The 25,110-nt window shown below is 38.4% G+C and carries 20 protein-coding genes; 2 read left to right on the top strand and 18 right to left on the bottom strand.

The window, feature by feature from the left end:
• Positions 1-171: 171 nt before the first annotated feature.
• The 4 genes from CWR45_RS08880 to CWR45_RS08865 form a co-directional block, all read right to left on the bottom strand.
• Positions 172-1,362 (bottom strand): Ger(x)C family spore germination protein, encoded by a 1,191-nt coding sequence (locus tag CWR45_RS08880; protein WP_170138831.1) that lies wholly within the window; start codon positions 1,360-1,362, stop codon positions 172-174.
• Positions 1,363-1,366: 4 nt separating this feature from the next.
• Positions 1,367-2,464 carry a GerAB/ArcD/ProY family transporter gene (locus CWR45_RS08875; RefSeq protein ID WP_115749508.1) on the bottom strand — a complete coding sequence of 366 codons (1,098 nt, stop codon included), beginning with the start codon at positions 2,462-2,464 and terminating at the stop codon, positions 1,367-1,369.
• A gap of 1 nt (position 2,465) precedes the next feature.
• Positions 2,466-4,016, bottom strand: a complete 1,551-nt coding sequence (locus CWR45_RS08870) for a spore germination protein (protein ID WP_115749507.1) — start codon at positions 4,014-4,016, stop codon at positions 2,466-2,468.
• A gap of 208 nt (positions 4,017-4,224) precedes the next feature.
• On the bottom strand, positions 4,225-4,956 hold the full coding sequence (locus CWR45_RS08865) for a pirin family protein (protein ID WP_115749506.1): 732 nt from the start codon (positions 4,954-4,956) through the stop codon (positions 4,225-4,227).
• A 253-nt stretch (positions 4,957-5,209) separates the two neighbouring features.
• On the opposite strand from CWR45_RS08865, the gene CWR45_RS08860 reads away from it, so the two are divergent.
• A complete protein-coding gene (locus CWR45_RS08860; protein WP_115749505.1) occupies positions 5,210-6,130 on the top strand; it encodes an aldo/keto reductase in 921 nt (306 codons plus the stop codon).
• A gap of 182 nt (positions 6,131-6,312) precedes the next feature.
• Here the strand turns inward: CWR45_RS08860 and CWR45_RS08855 are convergent, their stop codons facing one another.
• The 5 genes from CWR45_RS08855 to CWR45_RS08835 all read right to left on the bottom strand — a co-directional run bounded on the left by CWR45_RS08855 (position 6,313) and on the right by CWR45_RS08835 (position 13,497).
• On the bottom strand, positions 6,313-6,636 hold the full coding sequence (locus CWR45_RS08855; protein ID WP_115749504.1) for an antibiotic biosynthesis monooxygenase family protein: 324 nt from the start codon (positions 6,634-6,636) through the stop codon (positions 6,313-6,315).
• Positions 6,637-6,912: 276 nt separating this feature from the next.
• The gene (cyoE, locus tag CWR45_RS08850; protein ID WP_115749503.1) at positions 6,913-7,848 is read right to left on the bottom strand and encodes a heme o synthase; all 936 of its coding nucleotides are present in this window, start codon (positions 7,846-7,848) and stop codon (positions 6,913-6,915) included.
• A gap of 683 nt (positions 7,849-8,531) precedes the next feature.
• Positions 8,532-9,335 (bottom strand): formate dehydrogenase accessory sulfurtransferase FdhD, encoded by an 804-nt coding sequence (fdhD, locus tag CWR45_RS08845; protein WP_115749502.1) that lies wholly within the window; start codon positions 9,333-9,335, stop codon positions 8,532-8,534.
• Positions 9,336-9,345: 10 nt separating this feature from the next.
• Positions 9,346-11,697, bottom strand: coding sequence for an FdhF/YdeP family oxidoreductase (locus CWR45_RS08840; RefSeq protein WP_115749501.1), 2,352 nt, complete (start codon positions 11,695-11,697; stop codon positions 9,346-9,348).
• A 525-nt stretch (positions 11,698-12,222) separates the two neighbouring features.
• The gene (locus CWR45_RS08835) at positions 12,223-13,497 is read right to left on the bottom strand and encodes an L-lactate MFS transporter (RefSeq protein WP_115749500.1); all 1,275 of its coding nucleotides are present in this window, start codon (positions 13,495-13,497) and stop codon (positions 12,223-12,225) included.
• Between the two features lie 337 nt (positions 13,498-13,834).
• Between CWR45_RS08835 and fdhA the strand changes: the two genes are divergently transcribed.
• Positions 13,835-15,085, top strand: a complete 1,251-nt coding sequence (fdhA, locus tag CWR45_RS08830; RefSeq protein WP_115749499.1) for a formaldehyde dehydrogenase, glutathione-independent — start codon at positions 13,835-13,837, stop codon at positions 15,083-15,085.
• 364 nt (positions 15,086-15,449) lie between these two features.
• Here fdhA and CWR45_RS08825 read toward each other — a convergent pair whose 3' ends face one another.
• The 9 genes from CWR45_RS08825 to CWR45_RS08785 all read right to left on the bottom strand — a co-directional run bounded on the left by CWR45_RS08825 (position 15,450) and on the right by CWR45_RS08785 (position 24,874).
• Complete coding sequence (locus CWR45_RS08825; protein WP_115749498.1) at positions 15,450-16,442, bottom strand: LLM class flavin-dependent oxidoreductase; 993 nt, start codon at positions 16,440-16,442, stop codon at positions 15,450-15,452.
• A 216-nt stretch (positions 16,443-16,658) separates the two neighbouring features.
• A complete protein-coding gene (locus CWR45_RS08820; RefSeq protein ID WP_115749497.1) occupies positions 16,659-18,014 on the bottom strand; it encodes an alkaline phosphatase in 1,356 nt (451 codons plus the stop codon).
• Between the two features lie 333 nt (positions 18,015-18,347).
• Entirely contained in the window at positions 18,348-18,827 is a 480-nt protein-coding gene (locus CWR45_RS08815; RefSeq protein WP_115749496.1) for a GNAT family N-acetyltransferase, read from the bottom strand.
• 698 nt (positions 18,828-19,525) lie between these two features.
• On the bottom strand, positions 19,526-19,759 hold the full coding sequence (locus tag CWR45_RS08810; RefSeq protein ID WP_115749495.1) for a DUF362 domain-containing protein: 234 nt from the start codon (positions 19,757-19,759) through the stop codon (positions 19,526-19,528).
• Between the two features lie 67 nt (positions 19,760-19,826).
• A complete protein-coding gene (locus CWR45_RS08805; protein WP_115749494.1) occupies positions 19,827-20,843 on the bottom strand; it encodes an amidohydrolase family protein in 1,017 nt (338 codons plus the stop codon).
• A gap of 71 nt (positions 20,844-20,914) precedes the next feature.
• A complete protein-coding gene (locus CWR45_RS08800; RefSeq protein ID WP_115749493.1) occupies positions 20,915-21,922 on the bottom strand; it encodes a VOC family protein in 1,008 nt (335 codons plus the stop codon).
• Positions 21,923-22,034: 112 nt separating this feature from the next.
• Positions 22,035-23,081 (bottom strand): NAD(P)/FAD-dependent oxidoreductase, encoded by a 1,047-nt coding sequence (locus tag CWR45_RS08795; RefSeq protein WP_115749492.1) that lies wholly within the window; start codon positions 23,079-23,081, stop codon positions 22,035-22,037.
• A gap of 30 nt (positions 23,082-23,111) precedes the next feature.
• Positions 23,112-23,600, bottom strand: coding sequence for an aromatic-ring-hydroxylating dioxygenase subunit beta (locus CWR45_RS08790; protein ID WP_115749491.1), 489 nt, complete (start codon positions 23,598-23,600; stop codon positions 23,112-23,114).
• Positions 23,597-24,874, bottom strand: a complete 1,278-nt coding sequence (locus CWR45_RS08785; RefSeq protein ID WP_115749490.1) for an aromatic ring-hydroxylating oxygenase subunit alpha — start codon at positions 24,872-24,874, stop codon at positions 23,597-23,599. The genes CWR45_RS08790 and CWR45_RS08785 overlap by 4 nt, the downstream gene beginning before the upstream one ends.
• Between the last annotated feature and the right edge of the window lie 236 nt (positions 24,875-25,110).

Here is a 25,110-nt window from a genome sequence, read left to right as displayed (position 1 = left end):
GTAACTGAATTGCTTTAACAAATCAATTATTGTTTTCCTTCTTCCAAGCCGGGTCCCCAATCTTATGAAGCTCTTGATTTACTTTATAGACTGAGTACGGAATAACAACTGTCAATATCGTACATACAATTCCCAGCATATTAGGTAACCTTTCAATGATATTTTGCCACATTATTCACCACGTTTTCCCTTCTGTTTAATCCGGTTCGCAGCACCTGTAGAACTGATATTTGCCTTCACATTAACTTCCACAGTACTTTTTGAAAAATAATTCTCTCCACGATCCCAGTTATAAACTATATTTTTCCACAAATCATAATGTTTCTCCCTAATCACATCGCCTAATCCAATCACGTCAGCCTTATACTCTCTTTGTACTTTTTTTATTGTTCGTTCTACCAATTGCTTAATATCCTTTTCTAAATCTTTTTCAATTTCTGTAATTGACTTCTCCTTCAATAAATCCTTTGTCCCAAAATGTTCTTCTATCGTGCCTTCAAAATTTATATTCAAAGAGAAAGTAAAATTTTCCTTATCCTTATTAGTTAATTTGGTCTTAACTTTTGCTGATTGGGTTTCCACATTAACCAAGTTATCATCAAACTTAGTCTCAATACTCCCACCTTTTGTCCCACCTAAAATATAAAGTAATCCTTTTGTTTCCTCCGAATTGAGCGTTCCGATCATTTGATTGTTTTCTCCAGAGACAATAACCGCATCATCATAAACAATCTCATTATTTACTAACTTCACACGAGGAATGAAATAACTTCGCTCATAGATAAAAATATTTTGAAGTCGATCGACTCTCTTAGGTTCGAGTATTCCAGCATTTTTGCTGTTCGTGGTAAGTTTCTCTATAAACATTGCAGGTGTTTTTTCTATTTGTGGAACGAAGTCCAATATTTTATTAGCTTCTCCTTCAGTGACAAATACCTTTACCCCTCTTCGCAGTTCATGGTTTCTGACGAATACATCCATCACATCAGAAAATAGTCCCGGTTCTTTTATGACTTCTTCTGAAACTAAAATCACTTTCAAATGCTGATAATAAGGAATTAAATTTGTAAGATGTCTCATTTTTCTTGAAGCAGCAAAAAGACTATCACTCTTATCCTGAATATTGATAAACCCTTTCTGATTGCCACCGCCACCACCACCACTTGATTGTTTACTTATAGCAGCTGGATTTATTAATTGATTGGTCATTAATAAGTTATATTTTTCATTACCTTGTTTTCCTTCTAAATCAATTGCTGTTCCAATTACAAACCCTCTATTCTCTATTTCAATCTTTCCCCAACACCCCGCAAGGAAAATAGGAGTTATTAAGAATATAAGTAACCATCTCTTACTACTCAACAACTTACTTCACTCCCTTAATCTTTAAAAGAATGGTAAACAGCAACGTCACAACGAAGAGGAGAACTAGAGCAAAGACAGTTACAATATTAGAAAGTGTTGAAACCTCGACATAATCTTTCGGAAGCAGACTGATGAAATACACTGTTGGTGCAATGAATAAAATGATATTCAACTTTCTTAATTTCTTAAATACGGATTGAAGAGCAAGAACGGTGATGTCAATCGCTATTACTGTAGTAGTAAATATAGCCATTACCCAGATTGTAAAAAAAACCGATTCAAATCGTTCAAAAAAACCCCCTGGGATTTCCAATTCCTTCGATAAATCAAGCGTTGGGTAGATAATATTCGATACCGCTCCATTTCCCATGACACCAACACAAGCAATGAATAATAGCGTATATAATAAAACGGTGAACGACATACCGATTGCAGCCATTTTCGGTGCTTTTTTAGGCTGCTTAGCAAATCCAAGATAAAATAGGAGGAATCCGATATTCCCATAATATATGATGCTCGATTTTATCCCCTCGGCGTACCCGCCTATGCTTGTTTTAAAAATAGGAAGTATGTTTGCCTTCTCAATCCAGCCAATTGATAGAATGATAACAAATAGAGAGATGATAATAATGAAAGGAAGAAACAGTGTATTTAAGCGAAATATCCCCGCTCTTTCCCCTGACACGGCATAAATGACAACTAATAAAAAAACGAGTGAAAGTACTTCCATCGGAGTATCATTTAACAAATAAATCTGAGAAATATCCGCTATTTCCCGAACCTCAAAAGCCGCAGTAAGGATTCCTTGGATAACAAAGAGTAAGGTCAGTATGATTGCAATCGGCTTTGTCACTAAACTCGATGAGATAGTAAAAAAGCTCTGATTCGGAAAACTGCTTACAGTTTTAACAACTAGCCATGTTAAAAAAATCATAACTATTCCACTTATGAGCAGTGGAATCCAACCATCTGAGGAGATTGTTTCTTGAGCTATCTTTGCAGGTAAAGAAAGGATTCCAACTGCAACAAGGATGGAAGGGACTGCTATTATGATATCCTTATCAGAAATTTGTATGTCTTTATCTTCCATCGGGGGCATGTTAACTCTTCTCCTCGTTCTTTGACTTCTCCTGTCTTTCCTCTGGTTTCAAATAGGTTGGACGTTTCTCTAACATCGTAATTGGTGCACGAATAACAGAATCCTTCCAATCCTTTACGAAGGCTGGAGCAAAAGGAGCAGAATATGGGATTCCGAAGCTTTTCAAATTAGCGACATGGATATTTAACATAATATAGGCGAGTATTATTCCGTAAAGGCCAAATATTGCGGCAGCAACCATAAAGAAAAGGCGCAGCATTCGAAAACCAATCCCAACACTGTAACTAGGATTTGTAAATGAAGAGATAGCTGTGAGTGCAACAACAATGACCATAATTGGACTTACAATACCAGCGCTAACTGCAGAGTCTCCTATAACTAATCCACCAACAATCCCAACTGTCTGCCCAAGATTCTTCGGTAAACGGGCACCCGCCTCCTGTAAGATCTCCATCGTAATAATCATTAACATTGCTTCAACGAATGAGGGAAAAGGAACCCCTTCCCTTGCTGCAGCGATAGAAAACGCGAGTTGCGTTGGTATCATACCTTGATGATATGAAACAAGCGCAATATAAATTGCAGGCAGCAACAAGGCAAGAAAAGTTCCAATATAACGGAGGATTCGGATTAATGAGCCAACAATCCAACGTTCATAATAGTCTTCTAATGATTTTAATGTTTCACTATATGTAGTCGGTGCAATTAAGGCAAACGGGGTCCCATCTACGAGAATTCCCACTTTTCCCTGTAACAATGAGCTCGCCACCCGGTCCGGTCTTTCGGTATTAATCATTTGAGGAAAAGGTGATAAGAAGCTATCCTCAATCCATTGCTCGACAAATCCCGACTCTGCAACCAAATCCAAATCAATCGATTTCACTCTGCGGTTTACTTCTTGCACAATAGTTGGATTGACAATACCATCAATATAACTCACCACAATCGTTCGCTTTGATTTATTTCCTACATCATGGTAATTAAATCGTAAATTTGAATTCTTAATATCTCGACGTATTAATGCAACGTTTGTTTGAACACTCTCAACAAACCCTTCTCTTGGTCCACGAATTAGCGCTTCTGATTGTGGTTCTTCAATCGACCGCTTTTCCCCACCAGCAGTGCCTAAGATTAATACAGTATCCGTTTCATCTAAAAAAAATATGGTACTTCCCGATAATAGGGAATCGATCGACTCATCGAACTTGTTGTCCTTCTTTATATCTGTAATCGCAATTTTTTCTTGAAAAACTACATCGATCTGATTTGGATCAATCTCATTCATGTTAGACTGGATAACCTTTAGGATATTGTTATTCACAAGATCTTGATCAACTAATCCACTTATATAGACGATCGCACATTTTTTATCTGTTCCACCTAAGGTCGTCTCGCGAACAATTAAATCACTTGGCTCTCCTAATATTGTCTTGATATTTTTCAAGTTTTCTGCTAGATTTTTCCCTAATTCAATCGTAGTTTTTGTTTGATTTTGTTGTTCCGGCTTATTTGTTTTCAGCTTTCGTCGATTAAAAAAGGAAGTTCGTGACATTCCACTTTCACCTCAGTCGTGAGACCACATTATGTAACTCTAGAGCGAAATCTTTCTCCACTTCTTTTTCCCATTTTTGGTTATTTTTATACAAAAAACCGCTTCATCTCAAATTTAAGACGAAGCGGTTTTCTTATTTAAGGTTTGATTCGTATTGTTATTTGCTGGATATTATTTTCTAATCGTACTTTAGCAGAAAACAACTTTATCAAACTCCACTAATTGTTCCCTCCATCGACATTTCTGCGTTCATATCAACTTGAAAGAGGACGAGTGTGGTATCCGTAATAGCAGTAACTGGTGGGAATGGGTTTTCTAAGTCTGTTACTGCTTCTTGCCTGCCAATCTTCAGATCGCCGATAGTAATTTCCCCGCTCATCACATATAAGAACGGTGTTAATCCTTCGTAAACAGGGATTTTTAGAGTTTCTCCAGCTTTAGCGTGTGCGTCTAATATATATACAGATTGTCTCACATGAAGCGGTGCTTCACTATTTTCTGGGCCGACCATCACATACCATTCTGAATGATCTATTGGCTTATCATGAAATTGGATTCCCGGTTTCAGATTAGTTTCTCGAGGACGAATAAAAATCTGTAACATTTCAACGTAACCATCCTTCACTTTTTCTTCATGCCAGAAACTGGAGCCAGCATTCATCAGCATCAATTTTCCAGGAGCAATTGGTGCTTCAAAACCAGCCGAGTCTTTATGATAAGTAACGCCATGACGAACATAACTCAGGATTTCATCATTTACATGCTCATGCATTTTTATCTTAATTCCTTTTTTCATCACTGCGTGGTCAATGATACTTAAAGGTCCAAATGCAAAATCTCTTCCGTCCTCCTGGAAGATTTCCCCTGGCTGCACACGAGTAATTGATATCGGATCCTTAAAGGGCTGTTTATGGTTTTCAGTACCGAGTTTAATCAACATATACTTTCTCCTTCAAACTACTTTCCTTAACTATAGCAAATCCACATTTTTTTGACAGTTATTCAGTACGGGGGTCGAATCTGTAATATAGCATAAAAGTTTGAACTGCTGCATGTGAATGTTTTTTAAAATAATATTTATATGCAGCAATCTCAATCAATAATCTTTTTTTCAATTAGTATAAAAAGTTGTTTTCTATCCAAGCTCTCCTTACAATAATAGACAAGCATAAAGAAGAAACGGAGTGTAGTTAATGAAGAAAAATAGATTAGGAAAATCCGATATCATGATTTCTGAGCTAACCTTAGGCTGTATGTCTCTTGGAACAGATTTAAACAAAGCAAAGGCAATCATCGATTTTGCAATCGATTGTGGAATCAATCATCTAGATACAGCTGATTTATATGACTTTGGGAGTAATGAGGAAATTATTGGGGAAGCAATTAAAGAAAAAAGAAGTCAACTTATCCTAACCACAAAAGTTGGAAACCATTTTAGCAGTGACGAAAAAACATGGTTTTGGGATCCCTCAAAGAAATATATCGAGCAAGCCGTTAAAAAAAGTTTAAAACGATTGCAAACGGATTATATTGATTTCTATATGTTACATGGTGGTACAATCGATGATCCAATCGAAGAAACTATCGATGCGTTCGAGGGTTTGAAAAAAGCAGGCTTAATTCGTGCTTACGGAATTTCTTCCATCCGTCCGAATGTCATCCGAGAATATATTGAACATTCATCTATTGATGGTGTGATGACACAGTATAGCCTGCTCGATCGTAGGCCAGAAGAAAAGATATTGGATCTGTTATACACCAATGGAATTAGTGTACTAGCAAGAGGCCCACTAGCAAAAGGAATGTTAAGCAACCATGGCGAGAATCTCATTGAAAGAAAAGGAAGGGAAGGGTATCTCAATTATTCCTATCCAGAATTAATTGATGTTCAGCAGGCTTTTTCTCAATTAATTGGTGATAAGTCATCTCGAAATGCACTAGCATTACAATACGTGTTGAGACATCAAGCTGTTGATACGGCTGTATTTGGTGCAAGCTCGATCGAACAGGTAAAGGAAAATATCCAAAGTCATGACTTGCAGAAATTAACAGACGAAGAACATAGCCAGTTAAAGCAAATTTCAAAAGCCAATTTCTATACAAATCATCGTTAACATATCTTGTCATAAGGTGAGGGAAGTCTCACTAATGCCTTAGCGCTGGAGATTGACGCGGCCAAGGCCGGGCATATTAAGGGATTTTTTACATTTCTATGCTATTTGAAACTTGGTTGCTTCTTAGTAGTAAGAGGGATGTTATTCTTCCATAATATACTAATAAACAAGCTAGTATATCCTTACACTAGCTTGTTTATTTTTACCTTTTTCACTCGATATAATCCAGCATCCGAGCTTATGACATAATCTGGTTTTGGCTTCCCACGGTTCTCTTTATGACCGGCAATATGTGCGTCGCTTTTCTCCCATTGTTTCCAGTGATCCTCTGTTTCCCAACGAATCATGATAATAACTTCCTTATCTTCCCCACGAGACTTTTTCTCCATTATTGATAAATCAATAAAGCCTTCTTGCTCCTCTATTATGCCATCTGCACCAAACTTATTTATTACTTGTTCGACGCCTCCCTCTGTAACTACCATGTTTCTCATCATAATAAACATTGGAGCACCCCCATTCTTAATTATCACCACTCTAACTGATAATGGGAATCATTGTCAAGTAAACACTCTGTTCATCATCACTAATAAATTTCCTCTTAACTAATACGTTATACAAACTTTCATACTTTTTCACCGTTGGTTTATAGAAGTAATGTAAATTAAACACCCAGCGATATGTTGATTGAAACAGTTAATCAAAAAGGAGAATTCGCCTAATACGAATTCTCCTTTTTAGTTCTCGCTTATTTAATCATTCTCTAACTTCATCTATCAATATTAATTACTAAAGACTGGAAGTGTTACGACAATCATTAATACAAATAAAATCGTCATATAGTTAACGGAATACAGGAAATTCCAATTTGCCCAGTTATAATTATTTTTCGCATTAAATCCTTTAATTGCTAAAACGAGCCAACATAAATTTAAAATAGAAGCTATCGTAACAAATACAGATCCTAATGCTGACATCATAAATGGCAATGGAATTAGAAGTGCAATATAGATAACCATATGGATTTTGGTTACTTTAAACCCGCGTACTGCTGGCAACATTGCAACCTTTGCAGCTGAATATTCATTATTTTTCTTAATTGCAATTGCGTACGTATGGGGCATTTGCCAAATAAACAGAAGCAGAAATAGAGTGAATGGAATAATATGGAAACTCGCATCAATTGCTGCCCAGCCGATTAGTGGAGTAACTGCACCAGACACACTGCCAATAATTGTATTCCACGTATACTTTCGTTTTGACCACATCGTATAGGGAAATACATATGTTATCCAGCCTATTAGGCCGTAAATAACTGCTGCAAGCGATGTAAATAATAAAAGAATAAATCCAATTAATGAAGCGGCAATCCCCATGATTAGAACGACTCTTAATGAAAAATTCCCTGTCACAGTAGGGCGTTGCTGTGTTCTTTCCATAATAGTATCAATGTCGACATCATACCAATTATTGAGAATAAGAGCTCCGGCAATAATGAACCCACTCCCACCAATGGTCAATAAAAAAGTACCCCAATGCTCTGTCAGCGAGGTATTCGTAAAATGAATTGCCAACCAAAATCCAGCCATTACTGGCAGTACATTCGCTATTAAAACAATGAACTTCACAAGCGACTTTAGATCTTGAAGGATTGTTGTTTTTTGCCCTACTACAGATTTATTATATGCTACGGAAGAAGAATTAATATGTTCGTTCAAGCTTACTCATCCTTTACATTTTTGGAAAACAAGGGTTTGGTTCACCATTAAGTGAATCCTTAGTTGTCCCTTTAGTTAGGTTTGTTTCTTATTGATTGCTACTATATTATATAAAGCTCGACATAACTTAGGATGGCGATTTTTTAAACTTCTTCATACACCTATAAAGCATAGTGTAATACTCCATCTTTAGGTAGAATGACCTCACTTTATAATATTCATTATATCACCTGAATAGGCAATTTTACATCCCTGCTTTCTTACGAATTCATGAACAAATTATAAAATAGACATAGAGCGACCACTAGCAAAGGGATGTAACAATGAAGACTCACGATAAGCATTCGACAAGTGAGTGTCAATTGGTTCGACATGCCTACATGGATTTCAAGGAGTGAACCCTGCTTTCGCAGGAAACTGCGTGGATGGAAAGTTAACAAAAAGCGGAAGACGGCCGGAGTATTTTCGAAAGCATGAGTTTTGTATCGATAATTGCCTTTTCCTTAATTTGTTCTCTAGCTAATAACCGATCCATCAATTTTCAATAATAATAGCTAGTAAGTTTAGTTGCATTAAAAGCAGACCAAGCATTTGTAACTTGGTCTGCTTTTTGGCATTAAATTCAAACTTCCATTAATATAAAGTTTCTCTGTGTTAATAAGATATTGAATTCTCACATCGCTTTAGGAATTATTACTAGCCTCAATAATTCGATGGGGATGAGTATAAATATTTAATCGATTGCCACGCGCAAAGCCAATCGCCGTAATTCCTAAATCATCTGCTAGTTGTAATGCTAGATCGGTCGGTGCTGATTTAGAAATAAGAATCCCAACACCCATCTTTGAAATCTTCAGCAATACTTCCGATGAAATTCTTCCGCTAAAAACTATTAATTTATCACTAAGTCCAATGTTATTTTGAATAACATGCCCATATAATTTATCCAATGCATTATGTCTACCAATATCGGAGCGGATCGTAATAAGCTCGTTCTGAGTTGCTAGTGCAGCATTATGAACACCGCCTGTTTTAATAAATTGCTCTGATTTCGATTGTAGTTCTTTCATTAAGATAAAACATTGATTCACAGAGATCGTAAGTTTACTAGTAATCGTCTTCGCTGTTCGAACATCACTCTTAAAATAAAACTGCCGGCTTTTCCCGCAGCAAGAACCGATGAACCGTTTGGAGTGATCAAGTTGAATGACGTCTAAATCCTTATTCAATTGAACGTAGGAAAAGCCGAGTTTTTCATCAATGCTGATCGATTTAATTTCATCATAGAAACGGATAACCCCTTCTGCCGCAAGAAACCCTATGATAAGATCCTGAAGATCCGTTGGTGTACATACGATTGTTGCAAACTCCTCCCCATTTAACACAATAGTAAATGGCTTTTCGACTGCAACATCCTCTTTTAAAACAGACTTTGAATCTCCATTAAATCGGATGATTTCCCAACTATTGTCCTTCACATCATTCATTCTATCCCCCCTAGCTTATTTCCATTTCAAGCTCCTCTACTCTCTTTTCAGCATATTTGGTATCTTTATGTGCAAAATATGTTTCCGCCTTTTCGACGATAACAGCAGCATTGTATTCCGGTATACCTGCATATTTTTCATAAACACCTTTAGGTATAAGCTCATTTCCTTCTGGCCAGTGCACTTCAACATTTCCTTGTCTTATTTCTACAAATTTTGCACGACCATGAAATGTACCATATTGATTAAAGGCGACAACGGCATCCCCTTCTTTTATGCCTAACTCCGTTGCATCTGCTTCACTTAGAAGCAGGTCATAACGATCTGCATCGTTGAATGGGTCTGTTTCATGATAAATCATCGAATTAAATTGTTTCCCTCGTCGGGATGTCACATAAAAATGACCTTCTGGCTTGCGAAGTTCTGGGAGCTCAACTGTAATGAGATTCCCTTTACCATCTGGTGTTGGGCATATTCCGTCCTCACATAGCCATGCACCACCCCATTGAAAGAGGTCTCCCCTATCTTTCAAATGCTGGATTCCATCATAATTCGGTGCGGCTTTCGCTATTTCCTCCCGAATCTCAAATGGATCTTTAAAATCTATCAGATGCTTTTCTTCCGGTTTTACTCTTTTTGCAAGTTCAACATAAATTTCCCATTCAGCCCTTGCTTCTTCAATCCGAGGCCCTTTTATTTCCGGGGAAAAGTATACCATCCGCTCCGTGGAAGTAGATGTTCCTCCACCCGGTTGCTCATATCGTGTCATTGCCGGTAAAACAATTACTGCTTCCTTTGCATCTACAAGTGTCGACGTATTAAAAATGATATCCTGATGAACACGTATATCTACATTTTCTAAACATTGCTTTACAAAATCTGGGTTCGGCATCGTTTCTAAAAAATTACCGCCAGATAAATAGTAAAGCTGCAGCTTTCGCTCGTGATTATCTGGAAGAAGAGCATTCTCTAAGGTGACACCAACAATGTCTCCTTGCCATTTTGGAATATCAAAACCCCATATCGATTCCACACGACTTCGATTTGCTTCATCAAATCCTCCACCCGGAAGTACAAATGGATCTGCACCCATTTCTCCTGAACCTTGGACTCCCGAATGTCCGCGTATTGGCATTAATCCACAATGCTCTCTTCCTAAGAATCCTCTTAGCAATGCGAGATTCGCTACTTGTGAAATATTGTCCGTCCCAAATCTATGCTGCGTTAATCCCATCGACCAGACAAATACTGCGGATTTTGATTTTGCAAGAAGCTCAGCTAATTCAATCATTCGCTCTTTCGTTATTCCCGACGATTTTTCAAGCTGTTCCCAGTTATAGGCAATAACTTTCTCTCTCAACTCCTCAAGTCCATTCACATGCCTCGAGACAAATTCATGATCAATTGCTGATCCATGCATGTCTTCCTCCATATCAAACCAGTGCTTCATAATTCCATGCATGAAAGCAATATCGCCACCAATGTTAACTTGATAAACATCATCGGCTATTTTTGTTCCGAATAAAGCAGACTCCGCGATAGATGGAACCCAGTAATTATCCATAGATGGCTCGTGATATGGATTAATGATGATAATTTTTGTGCCCTTACGCTTTGCTGCATACATATATTTCGTTGAAACTGGTTGATTATTTGCCGCAACAGAACCCCAAAAGAGCAGGACATCTGTACCAATCCAATCCTTATAATTACAAGTTGAAGCACCGACACCAACAGAACGATTTAACGCTGTTTTTGATGGAGAATGACAAATACGCGATGCGTTATCCACATTGTTCGTACCTAGAAATCGCGAAACCTTTCCTAATGTATAGTATGCTTCGTTCGTGATTCCTCTAGACGTAGTATAGAATGCATAATTCTTTGGTTTAAGCGTTTTCATTTTTTCTGCTATTTTATCTAACGCATCATCCCAGTTGATACGACTAAATTTCGTTTCGCCTGGTCTGCGGATGAGCGGATATGGAATCCTGCCCAATTTACGCAATTCTGTACTACTCATTTTACGTAAATCAGCAATATCAGCATGTATTATTTTTTCATCAATCGCTGACATCGTATTTAGCCTTAGGACATTTAAGCGGGTTGTACATACATGTGGGCCTGTTAATGTTTGATCATGAAGTCCTGATACTCCAAGTGCACAACCATCACATACACCTTGTGTGAGGATTCTCGTTGCATATGGCAGATTATCTTTATTCTCCCAAACTACTTTCATTGTGTCGCGAATATGATGTGGCTTCACTTTCCCCAAACCAAATGGAACTTTACTAACCCAAAGTGATGGATCTGGTTTCGTTGGCAGTTTAACTGGACCAGTGTGTTTTGTGTTCCCCATGCAAATCCCTCCATTTTTTATATAAAATACCATGATCTTATTTTGGAAAAACATATTAATTTATCTTACTAACTAGTTGTAAGAGTAAAGTGCGACGTAAGAGCGATATTGATAAGAGCAAGTGGACTGTCGCTTTCCGTGGTCAACTATACATTCTACGTTCACGTTTAGGTGACCGGTCATATATTAGAAGGCAATTGCTCAAACCTAGCGAAGGAAATACACGGAGACTCCTCGAAAATAAAGAACCATTTTCTTCGTGCGATGTAACGCTGCCGAAGCCTTCCTTGTCCTGCGGGAGGAACGGCCTCGGTGAGACTCTGAAGTGCGTTAGCACAAAGAGGCTCACCAGCCGCCCGCGGAAAGCGTAGTGTATTTCCGCAGCGGTCGGTCCATGAGACTTCTCATCACCCAAGCTTACGTCCGAAGTTTATATCAATAGCAACAAATGATACAAGATGAGCCTATCAGTAAGAATTAGAGTAGAAGATGAATTCCTCTACTAATTGAAGCTTCCTACCTAATCTATTTAGCTACTTGTGGTACCGTCTGGCTTAATGCCTTCTGTGTATTACGTAATCTCCTGATATCTACTCTAATCCAAAGTGATACGATAAAGGCGACGACAAATAATACGCCGAAGATTACCATCGTTAAATTATAACTGTTCGTTGAGTCGTAAATTAAGGATAATAAAATTGGACCTGCTACTCCCGCAAGTGCCCATGCAGTTAGAATATAACCATGAATTGCCCCTAGTTGTTTCGTTCCAAATAAATCTCCAATATAAGCAGGGATCGATGCAAATCCACCACCATAACAAGTTAAAATCGCAAATACTAGTATTTGGAAAATAATATCATTTGTTGCAAATGGCAACATGAAAAATGCGATTATTTGAATGATGAAAAATGCAGTATATACATTCGGACGTCCGATATAATCTGATAAAGATGCCCAGCCAAGTCTTCCACCACCATTAAAAAGCCCCATAATTCCAACCATTGCTGCTGCTGCAATCGGTGTCATACCTGCAATATCTTGAGCCATCGGGGATGCCACGGAAATAATTGCAATACCGCAAGTTACATTTAGAAAAAGCATCACCCACAGCAACCAAAATCGGCGTGTTTTTATTGCTTCATTGGCAGTAAGCTGTGATAAATCCTGTTTAATTTTGATTGAACCATTTTGCTGACTTTCTATAAAACCTTCTGGTGTCCAGCCTTCAGGTGGTGGGGACAAGTATTGTGCAGAAATTGCCATGACTGCAAAATAAGCAATCCCAAGTGTGAAAAATGTATTTGTAATACCGATTGCTTCAATTAATGCGGCAGCAGCTGGTCCACTAATTAGTGCTGCGAAGCCAAACCCCATAATTGCTAAGCCTGTAGCAAGCCCACGTCTATCTGGAAACCATTTTACAAGTGTCGAAACTGGCGCAATATAGCCAATACCTAAGCCAATTCCTCCGATTACCCCATAGAAAAAATACAGTAATAATAATGATTCCACTGCTGTCGCTAAACCTGAACCAGCAACACCAATACTAAAGAATATTGCCGATAAAAGTGCCGATTTTCTTGGTCCATGCTTTTCTACAAATCTGCCCATAAATGCTGCCGAAAAACCTAACATAAAGATAGCAATACTAAAAGCAAAAGATATTTCGGTCACTTCCCAGCCAAATTGATTGACCATTGGGTTTGTAAAAACACTCCAAGCATATGCAGAGCCAATTGAAATATGGACTCCAACAGCCGATGCAGCAATTAACCATCGATTCTTAACCTTATCCAAATAACCATCCCCTTAAAATAATGTACTTATACTCATAATAAAATCATGGATACATAGTTTAATAAAGCAGGATTTAATCTTGGTTACTAGAAAAATAATTAATTTGGACACTTATTAAATGCTAGTTTCTTTCAATCTTATATGTAAATATAACGTATTCTGGGCACTAGTCTAATACATTCAAGGTTAATAATAACATACACATCAAAATATTTGAATAATTATTATTTATTTAATTATTGAAATATTATATTTAAACTGGTATAGTTGGATTTAGAGTGATAGCGCTTACTACAAAGACATCTTTAATAAAACAATTATTTAAGGAGGTTTTTTTGTGAGTAACAAAGCAATAGTTTATGTTAAACCAGGTGAAGTTGAAGTACGTGATATCGGTTATCCGGATCTAGTACTTCGCGATGGTCCAGGAGTCAATCCACTAAACGTGGGAAGAAAATGTAATCATGGTGTTATTTTGAAGGTAATCTCAACTAACATTTGTGGAAGTGACCAACACATGGTTAGGGGACGTACGACTGCTCCAAGTGGACTAGTACTTGGTCATGAAATAACTGGACAGGTTATTGAAGTCGGTAGTGATGTCGAATTCATCGAAAAAGGAGATATCGTATCCGTTCCATTCAACATCGCATGTGGTCGCTGTGAAAGCTGTAAAAAACAAGATACTCATATTTGTACAAATGTTAATCCTGATCGTCCTGGTTCTGCATATGGATATGTAGATATGGGTGGCTGGGTTGGCGGACAGTCAGAATATGTAATGGTTCCATACGCTGATTTCCAATTGCTGAAATTCCCTGACAAAGATCAAGCATTAGAAAAAATTCTTGATTTAACGATGCTATCGGATATCTTCCCTACTGGATACCATGGGGCAGTCAGTGCGGGCGTTAAAACTGGTTCAACTGTATATGTTGCCGGGGCTGGTCCAGTCGGTTTAGCTGCTGCACATTCCGCACAGCTACTCGGAGCATCGGTTGTTATTGTCGGTGACTTAAACGAGGATCGCTTAGCTCAAGCAAGAAGCTTTGGCTGTGAGACAGTGAATTTACGTGAACATGATAATCTTGGCGAACAAATTGAACAAATACTAGGTATACCAGAGGTAGATTGCGCAGTCGATGCTGTTGGTTTTGAAGCAAGCGGACATGGTCGTGATGCTGGTGAGGCTCCTGCAACAGTATTAAACTCCATTATGGGCGTAACTAAAGCTGGTGGACGTTTAGGTATTCCAGGTCTATACGTTACTGGTGACCCTGGTGCAGTGGACAAGGATGCAAAAGAAGGAACACTAAAAATCCGCTTCGGTCTTGGATTTGCAAAAGCACATATATTTGTAACTGGTCAAACACCAGTAATGAGATATAATCGTGATCTAATGAAAGCCATTTTAAGTGGCAGAGCACAAATTGCGAAAGCTGTTAACGCAACTGTTATCTCAATTAATGAAGCCCCTGATGGCTATAAACAATTCGATGGCGGCGTATCAAGAAAATTCGTTATCGATCCACATAATATGATTAAGCAAAGAAGTTTTCTTACAACAAGTCAACAAGTTTCAAACTAATTGAAGAACAAAGGCGCAAGTGCCAGTTTAGCGACGTACGGACTGCGCCCCACACGCGTGGGGAAGTCCGACATGTCAATGTCGAACATTGCCTTGTAGGAGATAAAGGAAACACTTTGGGAGCTTTGCGAATCGATGTTGACTTTCACCACAAGGGTATAAGTGGGACTATGCCTCGAGTGTAACCAATCGGCAAGTCTACTTTAGATTGCCATGAGGTGTGGGAAGTCTCGATAGGAGCACGGGCACTGGAGCTGGACGTGGCATCTCCTGTGATAGGAATTGAAAATGTAGGAAAACATCAAGTATGGAGTTAAATCCAAGACTTGGTGTTTTTTATCTTGCTGCATTTTTTATAAAACAATCAAAGAAGCTCCTTAGCTAATAATCGATAAACTTCCAATCGCTTCTCCTGCGAATGGGGAATACTACAAATCATCGCCTCATCAAATCCAAAATGCGCTTGTTCTTCCTGCAGCTGAGTCGCGATTTCCTTAGCAGCTCCTACTAAATGCAGTTTACGATTTTCTTTTATAGTCATCCGATCCATTTCCGTAAGTGGGTAATTTTGGGCCTCCTCTGGCGTTAAAGCCTGCCCCATTCTCCCTCTCATCAACCATAAACGGGAAATATCGTGTGGACGAGCTTCAAACTCCGCTTCCTCTTTCGTTTCAGCCGTCGTCACCATATAGGCTGCATTGATAATCGGCTTTTCCATGAAAGCAGAAGGAATGAAACTATTTCTATATAATTCAAGGACTTCCCTTGTCATTTCACCATTAAAAAATTGAGCAAAAGAATAACCAACACCCATTCTTGCCGCCTGTAATGCACTATTTCCGCTCGAGCCAAGGAGCCATGCTTCAGGTAACGTAATATTTGGAGGTGTTGCTATATTCTTGTTGTATAAATTATCCTCAGGCACCTCGTCATTGATTAACTTCATTGCAGTATCAAATTTCTCATACATATTATCATACATCGGTTGGCGACCTTCAGAGAGTGCGTAAATAGAATAACTATCGCCACCAGGCGCACGACCAACGCCGAAATCAATCCGTCCAGGTGAAAAGGCACTAAGCGTTTTAAACACTTCCGCCAGTTTGAGTGGCGAGTAGTGCATCATCATGACTCCGCCAGTACCGATTCGAATGTTCTTTGTTTTCGCAGCTAGATGTGCCCCTGTTACTTCCGGTGCTGAGCTGGCATATGCATCTGTTCCGTGGTGCTCTGCCATCCACATCCGTTCATATCCTAAATCATCTGCCAATATCGCGAGTTCTTCTGCATTCATTAATGCATTAACAGCAGTATTACCCTTCGTTATTGGTGCCTGATCCAGTACGCTAAGTTTCATTGTATTCGCTCCCCTTTCACATATACCAATTATATCAAGTCGTTAGAGCAACTGCATCTAAATAAGATTAGACTTGTTAACTATGGGAACGGACCAATGGTATTGGAGTGGTCAGCAATTGACTTTAGCACTTCGACTCAATGTGTCTGCTAAAATTAAAAGAAACCTACCTCCAACTAGAAGGTAAGTTTCCTTTAAATACAGTCACATCATTTTTTATCTTCCTAATTTCAGTGCTTTAGCAATAATTTTTGGTAAATCAGTATTATCATGGAATCCAACAAATTTATCAGATTGTGGACCATAAGCATATACAGGAATATCTGCCCCAGTATGGTTAGGACTTGTCCAACCAATAGATGCTCTATCACTAATTACCTTACTGATTGCAAGGGAAGCATTTTCTGCTTCTGCAATCGATTGAAATTCAGCCTCAGACAATTCAAACCCAGTATACATCTTAATAACCTCTGCTACATTCGAACGATCTCCATTGAGCTGTGCTGCCATGTAATCACCAGTTGCTTTAACATCATTAAGGATTGAAGCGTTTAAGTCCATCGAGTTATTTGCTCCTGTAGTCATACCACCTGTATCATGGTCACCAGCAACTACAACTAATGTTTTCTTGTCTTTTTTAGCAAAATCAATTGCCTCTTCCACAGCTTCTTCAAATGCTGCAACATCCGACATTGCCCATGCAGCATCATTATCATGTCCAGCCCAATCAATTTGGCTGCCTTCAACTACTAAGAAAAATCCGTCTTTATCTTCTTCCAATACGTCGATAGCAGTTTCGGTCATTTCAGCAAGACTTGGTTCTTCGGTTTCACCGCGATGTAGTTCAGGAGCTAGAGCATCGTCTGCAAAAAGACCAAGTAGCTTATCACCTTTATCAACCTTTAATTTATCTATGTCTAATAATTGATCACGTGTTTCCACATATGTAGAACCCTGTGCTTCTGCTTTTTCAATTAAATTTAATTCTTCCTGGTTTCCACCTTCAGATACTGGTAAGAAGTTATTCTTTCCACCACCTAGGATGACATCTAAACCACCATCAATATATTGTCTTGCTATTTCTGTTTCATTATTACGACTTTCAACATGCGCTGCGAAGGATGCTGGAGTTGCATGGGAAATTGTAGATGTGGCGACAATTCCAGTTGATTTCCCTTTTTCTTCGGATGCTTCAAGGATTGATTCTAGTTTGTTCCCCTCTGCATCAATACCAATCCTACCATTATTCGTTTTTGATCCAGTTGCCATTGCCGTGCCCGCAGCAGCAGAATCAGTTATGTCAGAATTGGCAGAGTATGTCGTGAAAAGTCCTTTTAAATGAGAGTCCCAGATTGCTTCTTCACCTTTGTAAATTCGATAATTTGAAGCATAGTCTGCACTAAATCCGTCTGGGATCATATAGATTACATTTTCTACCTTTTCCCCTTTGCCAGTTTTGTTCCTATTATCTTTCCCGTCTAAGTCTTGCTTCGCAGCGTCTCCTGTTCCTAAACTTAATCCTGAAAAAACTAGCCCAGCACTTAATGCAACCACTCCAATTTTCTTATACATGTAAAAACTCTCCTCTCAAGTTTAACTTACAATATAAGAATACCTGAGAGATATTTAGTAACAATTACAACCTCGTAAATCTTCTATTAACTATTTTAATGCTAAATGACTACTACTTTTATCATAGGATATGGGGTATATGACTAGTACCGCTTAACTTCTTACGTTGTACCTAATGCGATTCTAGGTATCCAAAAAACCTAATAAATTCTCATAAATAATTATTATTCATTTCAAGTATAAATTTTATGAAATATTGAACAGAAAATATCGAGAAAAGAGGCCCCTTACAGTCCAAAAATATTTTCTAAAAAAACATTTACTACTTATCCCCTATAACTCCTTCATATACCATGTATCACAAGAATCATGCGTTGTTTCACTAAGTGATTGTTCTAATCGTCTAAAGCCAAATTTTTCATATAAATGATTTGCATTTTCTAGTATGGCAAATGTTTCTAAGTAACAATGAGCATAATGCTCTCCTGCAAACTCGAGTGCTACTTTCATTAACTCTTTAGCTAGTCCCTTCCCCTGCGCCTTTGGAGCGAGATAAAGTTTTTGCAATTCGCCTATTTTCCCTTCCTTATCAAAAGGACCAATCCCACAGCCGCCAACAACCTCTCCTTCCTCATTCTCAATCACCCAATATTTAGAATTGGGTTGTGTTTGATAAAATTCATAGAGATTGTTCAAATATGGATCATAATATGCTGTTCCAGGTATATCTAAATGAAATGATTCCAATGATTTCTTAATAATTCCTTCTATAAATAAGTTATCTTTCTCTTCGATTTCACGAATATTATGCATGACATCCTCCAATCTATGCGACTATTTTTTTCATTGGCATAAAATTTCCTCTGATAAACTCATTATAGTTCACCAAATGACGTTACCTCAATCATCTTCTTTGTTAGGAAAGATAAAGATTATGATAATAACTTATATAGATTAAGTGCGAACTAGTTAAATATGCGAAGTACTCTCGGACCAGTCGCTCCGGAAATACACTTCGCTTTCCGCGGGGGAGCTGGTGAGCCAACTCATGCTGTCGCACTTCGTAGTCTCACCTAGGCTCTTCTTCCCGCAGGACAAGGAAGGCTTCGTCAGCGTTACATCGCACGAAGAAAATGAAACTTGATTTTCGAGGAGTCTTCGCGTATTTCCTACGCTAAGATAGTGCTACATAGGTAAATATCCGTTTCTAAACTACAACAGTCTAATATTATATCGTAACTACAAACAATAAAGTATTGGTAGTTAGTTAAAATTTAAAAAGCGTATATTTGATAATTTAAAATATTACCCTTGGACCAGCTTCTACTGAAATCTCAAATAAAAATAGGCACTAATTTGCACTTTCATCCATTACCTGTCAGGTAAGATTGTAAAATCCCTTTTCACTGTACAAATGTTGCAAAAATAAAAATGTTCCCATTAAGCAAAGACTTAATGGAAACATTTTATTCAACATCTATTATAAGTAATTCATCGTAGTGTCGTTTCATCTATCCGAAAAAGCTCTCTGCCTTCTCCAAATAAACCTCTTGGTCCTCTGTTAAATCATGTTCATCAATGATTGCCTCGACTGGGCACGCTGCAACACATGCACCACAATCAATACATGCATTTGGATCAATAAAAAATTGGTCAGGTCCTTCAGTAATACAATCTACAGGGCATATACTGACACATTCTCCCGCTTTTTCGTTTGTACATGGATGTGTAATGACAAATGCCAAAGTTATCCTCTCCCTATGTCTAAGATTTGGCGTTCTTTCGTCCTGGTGTTCTATTTTTTAAACATTTTTACTGAAAGTTTTCGACATCTAACCCTAAAAATCGCAGGGCATTTAGTCCATGAATTCTTCCTTTTTCCTCATCACTCAGTGTCGTTAATTTATCGACCACTTTTCCAGACGGTGCTTCACGAAGCAGGAATGGATAGTCTGAACCGGCTATAATTTGATCTGCCCCGAAACGGTCAATCATAAATTGCAGATTATTCTCATCATAAACTAGCGTGTCATAATAAAGTAATTTCGCATAATGACTTGGAGCCTTCTCGGTCTTTCTTATTTGTGGCCATACATTCCATCCCTTGTCCATTCTAGGTAATAAATATGGAAGAGACCCGCCACCATGTGCGAAGCAAATTTTTAAGTTCGGATACTTATCAAGCATTCCACTCATAATAATGCTTCCAGCTGCGAGTGCCGTTTCCGATGGCATACCGACCATATACATGAAATTATGCCGTGGCATTCTTTCTCTTCCCATTGTTTCCCATGGATGAACAAATAGTGGTACATTCTTATCATTCGCGGCCTTGAAGAATGAATCGAGTGCATCATCATCTAAATTCTTACCATTTACGTTACTACCAATTTGAATCCCTCGAAGTCCGAGTTCATTAATTGCCCGGTCCATTTCTTGGATTGCTAAATCAGCATCTTGCAGTGGAACAGTAGCCAAACCGATAAATTTCGTTGGATGCTCTTTTACAATTGAAGCGATAAAATCATTCTGGAATTTCGCAAGCTCTAGTCCTTGTTCCGGATCTGACCAATAACTAAACGTAACAGGAATTGGAGATAGAACTTGAATATCAATACCTTCATTCTCCATATCCTTTAAGCGAGTTTCAGAATCCCATGCTTGATCCGTAATCTCTCTAAATTTCTTGCCTTTTAGCATAATGTTGGCACCACAGTCACATGTTTTCTCTAAGATAGGCCAACGATCATCCCCATATTTTTCAGCTAAATTTAAAAACTCCTCTGATATTACATGTGTATGAAAATCAATCCTTAAGCTTTTCTCCACTTTTGGACTCCCCTAGCATTCATAATTTAGAATAGAGAGATAGACTATTAAATTGTCTATCTCCTTCCAGTTTATTTACCTAACTTCGTACCGTAAGTAAAGTAACTTTGTGGTGGCTTACTTCCCCACATTTCCAGACCAAGCTCACCAACTCCAGCTGGCCATTCGATTGGCTTCCATTCCGGAGCAAACATTAGAATTCCGCCTGTCCAAATCTCAACTCTGTGACCAGATGGCTCGAATACATAGATAAATTGTGCTCCACTTGTTCCATGCTTACCAGGTCCCCACTCTATTTTGATTTCATTTTCCGCCATAATATTTGCTGCACGTAATAGCTCATCAGGTGAATCAAGATAGTATGCTAGATGATGGAAAACGCCTCCATTCTGGTTACCGTTTCTCATGAACGCAATCTCATGAGCAATGTTTGTTCTGCTTAACCATGAACCTAGACGTACATCCTCTTTATTCTGTACGAAGTATCGATGATGAATGCCAAGTAACTCAGTCCACCATTGCTGCTCTTTTTGAACATCATCTACCATGAAATTCACATGGTCGAAGCGGCGTGGCGAGACACCTCTAGCCGGATATTTACTTGGATGACTAGGTAATGGAGACTTCAGTTTCGGATCATCCGTAACGAATAATTCTTTTTCCCAATATAGTTCAATCGGGATACCCGATGGTGATGTAAAATGAATTGCATCGCCCAACGCCTTTTTACTTCCACCCTCTACCCAGTTAAACTCAATATTCATTTTTGTTAGTTGCTTCTCAAATAGTCCTAGGGTTTCTTTTGTGCTTACACGCCAACCGACACGATTCACCTCGGAGACATCAGCTGCTTTTAATACTAATGTATGATGGTCAAAATCCTGCCACGCTCTTAAATAAGCACGATCCCCTTCTATTGCTGTTACCTCTAATCCCATTACTTCTCGATAAAACCATAAAGACTCTTCAAATTTTGTGACACTTATTTCAACATGCCCTAAATGTGCAACCGTTCTCAAATAATTATCTAACCTTACTTGTGCAGACTCTTTAACAATCTCCTCTGAAACCTTTGACATTTCCTTCACCCCTAAGTATATTTTTAATTTGAAATAGAATCATAAAATACTCTATCTAAATCTAATGTTTGCCACGTCTAGCTTAAGTGCCTACTTCCAGTGATTCTTCCCGCTAAACGGAAGCTTGCGCTTTTTTCTGAGCTATCGTTTCTTTATTCTGATGACTCTTTCTACTCATAATCGATGTACTATGTGCAACATGAATGGATTCATTCGGATCGATGAACACTTTTGCATTACTAACCGCGATTGGTGCTTCACCGAAACCTGTTGCCATTAACTCGACCTTCCCAGGATAGGTTGCGATATCGCCGACAGCATAAATTCCTGGAATATTAGTCTCTGCCCTTGAATTAACTACTATCGAATGCTTCTCTATTTCTAATCCCCAATTATTAATTGGACCAAGGTTTGAGATAAATCCATAGTTTACTAGATAATCATCTGCTCTCAACTCGATTTCCTCTTTTGTCTTTGATTCCTTCAATATGATGGATTCCAGCTTCGAGTCCCCCAGTAAAGCAGTAGGAACATAGGGAGTAAGAATATTAACCGAGCATTCCTTTAATTGTTTCACACTGTGTTCATGTGCTCGAAAACGATCTCTCCTATGAACAAGCGATACACTACTCGCGATTTTCTCTAGCATTAAAGCCCAATCAACTGCTGAATCTCCGCCGCCAAAAATTACGACATCTTTATCCGCAAAATCATGGATGTTTTTTATACTATAGTGAAGATTCGTATTTTCAAATTTAGCTTCCTCTTCCAGATTCATTGTTCTCGGTTTAAAAGCGCCATTTCCAGCAGTAATAATAATTGTCTTTGAGTAATGAATTTGTGAGCTTGTAATAAGCTTGAATACATCATCTTCCTTTGTTACCTCGATAACTTCTTCATTTAAACAAATCTCCTGCTCAAATTGATTCATTTGTTCTGCTAACCGATCCACTAACTCACTAGCCTTTATCTTAGGGAAACCTGCTACATCATAGACGTACTTGTCTGGATATAATGCAGCTAGCTGACCTCCAAGCTGTGGCAGACTCTCGATTATTTTCACACTTGCTTGGCGCATGCCTGCATAAAAGGCAGTAAACATGCCCACTGGACCACCACCAATAATGGCGATATCAACTACTTCTTGTTCGTTACTCATATCATGCACCACCTTTCATGAAGTGATTTCCTACAGAATTAAGCTAATTTTCCCATGTGGTCGTAAACTATCTAAATTTAGCACAACTTTTTTTCTTTGAATCGCTAACCGGTCATTTTCTCTTACTATTTCATATTTTATTTTGCCGATAAACGTATCGACAACCTCTCGTTTTGTGCGATGTGTCGTAAAATTACACTCCACTGTAATGACATCAGATTCTATATCACTAACTAGAATATTATGATAGTTTCTCGTTGTCGTAGAATGCGGGTATTCGACATGTGCTTCTTTCTTTAATAATCTTTCTGCTCTTTCCTGTAGTCGCGAACGATTATCATGAATATAATATAGTGATTTAGTAGGAATAGCTTCCGGTTCACCGATTGGTGGAACCACATAAGTTCCGTCATCGGTGAAAAGTGCCGCCCAATCCAATAATCTCCACTCGTCTAATATTTTCGCTTCAGTGTATAGAAAATCAACGATATCTTGACGTTCTAGTGTTTTTACAGTCATTGATGTGCAACCTCCTTATCCAAGGATGCTTGAATAATTGAATTATAATGTCTCCAGAAACTCCTCATTTGCAGTTCATCTGTTGCTAGGGCATTTCCTTCCCCTCTAACCATTCCTTTAGAGATATCATTCCACTGAACTTCCGTGTTATTGGTATAAGCCTCTTGACATAATTCAAGTGCCTCGTTATCATCTGGTGTTGCAAAACCACCTGGTCCTAAGAACTCTAGGAAGTTATTATTTCTAGCTAATCGGTGCTTATCACTTTCACCTTTAGGAGCTAGTGAATACCCCTGAACTTCCATATAGCCCGGTGATGACGGATAGAAGGTTCTAGCGGTTACAGCCATAATGTCATTGATTACGAGATTCGGGAAAATGACAATGTTTCGGTTGTAATTGGCAATTCGGTTCGCGCGCTCTTCACCAAAACGCTCTGCTAATCGCTCCTTCATTTTCTCCATATCATTTTTAAACTCTTCGTCCCAAATTGGCGTCCACTGTGCAACTGGTCTTCCCCATGGAGCAACATATTCAATAACACTGTGTCCATTACCTAAATTGATGCCCTTACCTTCCAGCTTCACACGTTTTAAATTAGGGTCCTGTGCTTGTTTAATATCAAAATATGTCTTATGTGTTGGCATACCGTGATACAAGTCCACACTATTTTCAGCTAATAGTTTCCAATTCGCTCTTACACTATATTGCTGTACCCCGCCAAGAGCTTCCATTCCATATTCAGACTGATCAACTACTAGATCAATGTATTCCTTAGCATTTCCTAGATATTCCTCCAGTGAAACAGCATTTTCATCGAAGTTCACAAACATGAAACCACGATAATTCTCCAGTCTATTAACCGCTTTCATGTTTTTCGTACCCTCATCATTAAACCCTTCAGGAAAACCATCCTTTCCAGGCATACCTACTAATTCACCATCATTTTTAAAACTCCACGCATGGTAGAAGCATCGGAAAACCCTTGAATTTCCTGAATCTTCTCTACAAACAAGTGCACCACGATGTGGACATGTATTGAATAATGCTCTGATTTCACCATCATGACTGTGGACAAACAGTAAATTACGCCCACCTACTTTTTTCCGTTTGTAATCACCAGGTTCTGGAATCTCCGTTTCATGCCCAATGAATAACCAGCATTTATTAAATATTTCAGCACGTTCTCTTGCTAGTATCTCTTTATCACTAAAGACACGTCGATTAACAAGAAACTCACTTTTTTCAACATTGTCCTGTATGATGCGCTCCATTTTAAGCCCTCCAATTATTAATGTATTCATTTGGCCAGCAAACAAATTTAAGCATATTGCTATTGCCGTTTACACTAACTTCCTGACGATGTTTCCTCCGTCTTTTCAAGAAAGGGTAGTTTAACTTCCCTACCATCAATATTAACTATTAATTTTTCTCATGTACGAATTTCCTGTTTCCCTATTCCACCTTGGCTTATTGAAAAATCGCCATACCCAATTCTGTTAGCGCTTGC

This window comes from Oceanobacillus chungangensis (assembly GCF_003369565.1).
Classification (GTDB): domain Bacteria; phylum Bacillota; class Bacilli; order Bacillales; family Amphibacillaceae; genus Oceanobacillus; species Oceanobacillus chungangensis.
Note: the sequence above shows the minus strand (reverse complement) of the source record. Positions and strands in the feature narration are given on the sequence as shown.

Excerpts from the sequence above, each read along its gene's own strand:
- CWR45_RS08785 (WP_115749490.1), bottom strand. The coding sequence starts at position 24,874 with ATGGAGCGCATCATACAGGACAATGTTGAAAAAAGTGAGTTTCTTGTT.
- CWR45_RS08875 (WP_115749508.1), bottom strand. The coding sequence starts at position 2,464 with ATGCCCCCGATGGAAGATAAAGACATACAAATTTCTGATAAGGATATC.
- fdhD (WP_115749502.1), bottom strand. The coding sequence starts at position 9,335 with ATGAATGATGTGAAGGACAATAGTTGGGAAATCATCCGATTTAATGGA.
- CWR45_RS08870 (WP_115749507.1), bottom strand. The coding sequence starts at position 4,016 with ATGTCACGAACTTCCTTTTTTAATCGACGAAAGCTGAAAACAAATAAG.
- CWR45_RS08815 (WP_115749496.1), bottom strand. The coding sequence starts at position 18,827 with ATGCATAATATTCGTGAAATCGAAGAGAAAGATAACTTATTTATAGAA.
- CWR45_RS08795 (WP_115749492.1), bottom strand. The coding sequence starts at position 23,081 with ATGAGTAACGAACAAGAAGTAGTTGATATCGCCATTATTGGTGGTGGT.
- CWR45_RS08855 (WP_115749504.1), bottom strand. The coding sequence starts at position 6,636 with ATGTTTATTATGATGAGAAACATGGTAGTTACAGAGGGAGGCGTCGAA.
- CWR45_RS08820 (WP_115749497.1), bottom strand. The coding sequence starts at position 18,014 with ATGTATAAGAAAATTGGAGTGGTTGCATTAAGTGCTGGGCTAGTTTTT.
- CWR45_RS08860 (WP_115749505.1), top strand. The coding sequence starts at position 5,210 with ATGAAGAAAAATAGATTAGGAAAATCCGATATCATGATTTCTGAGCTA.
- CWR45_RS08790 (WP_115749491.1), bottom strand. The coding sequence starts at position 23,600 with ATGACTGTAAAAACACTAGAACGTCAAGATATCGTTGATTTTCTATAC.
- CWR45_RS08825 (WP_115749498.1), bottom strand. The coding sequence starts at position 16,442 with ATGAAACTTAGCGTACTGGATCAGGCACCAATAACGAAGGGTAATACT.
- CWR45_RS08800 (WP_115749493.1), bottom strand. The coding sequence starts at position 21,922 with ATGTCAAAGGTTTCAGAGGAGATTGTTAAAGAGTCTGCACAAGTAAGG.
- CWR45_RS08865 (WP_115749506.1), bottom strand. The coding sequence starts at position 4,956 with ATGTTGATTAAACTCGGTACTGAAAACCATAAACAGCCCTTTAAGGAT.
- CWR45_RS08840 (WP_115749501.1), bottom strand. The coding sequence starts at position 11,697 with ATGGGGAACACAAAACACACTGGTCCAGTTAAACTGCCAACGAAACCA.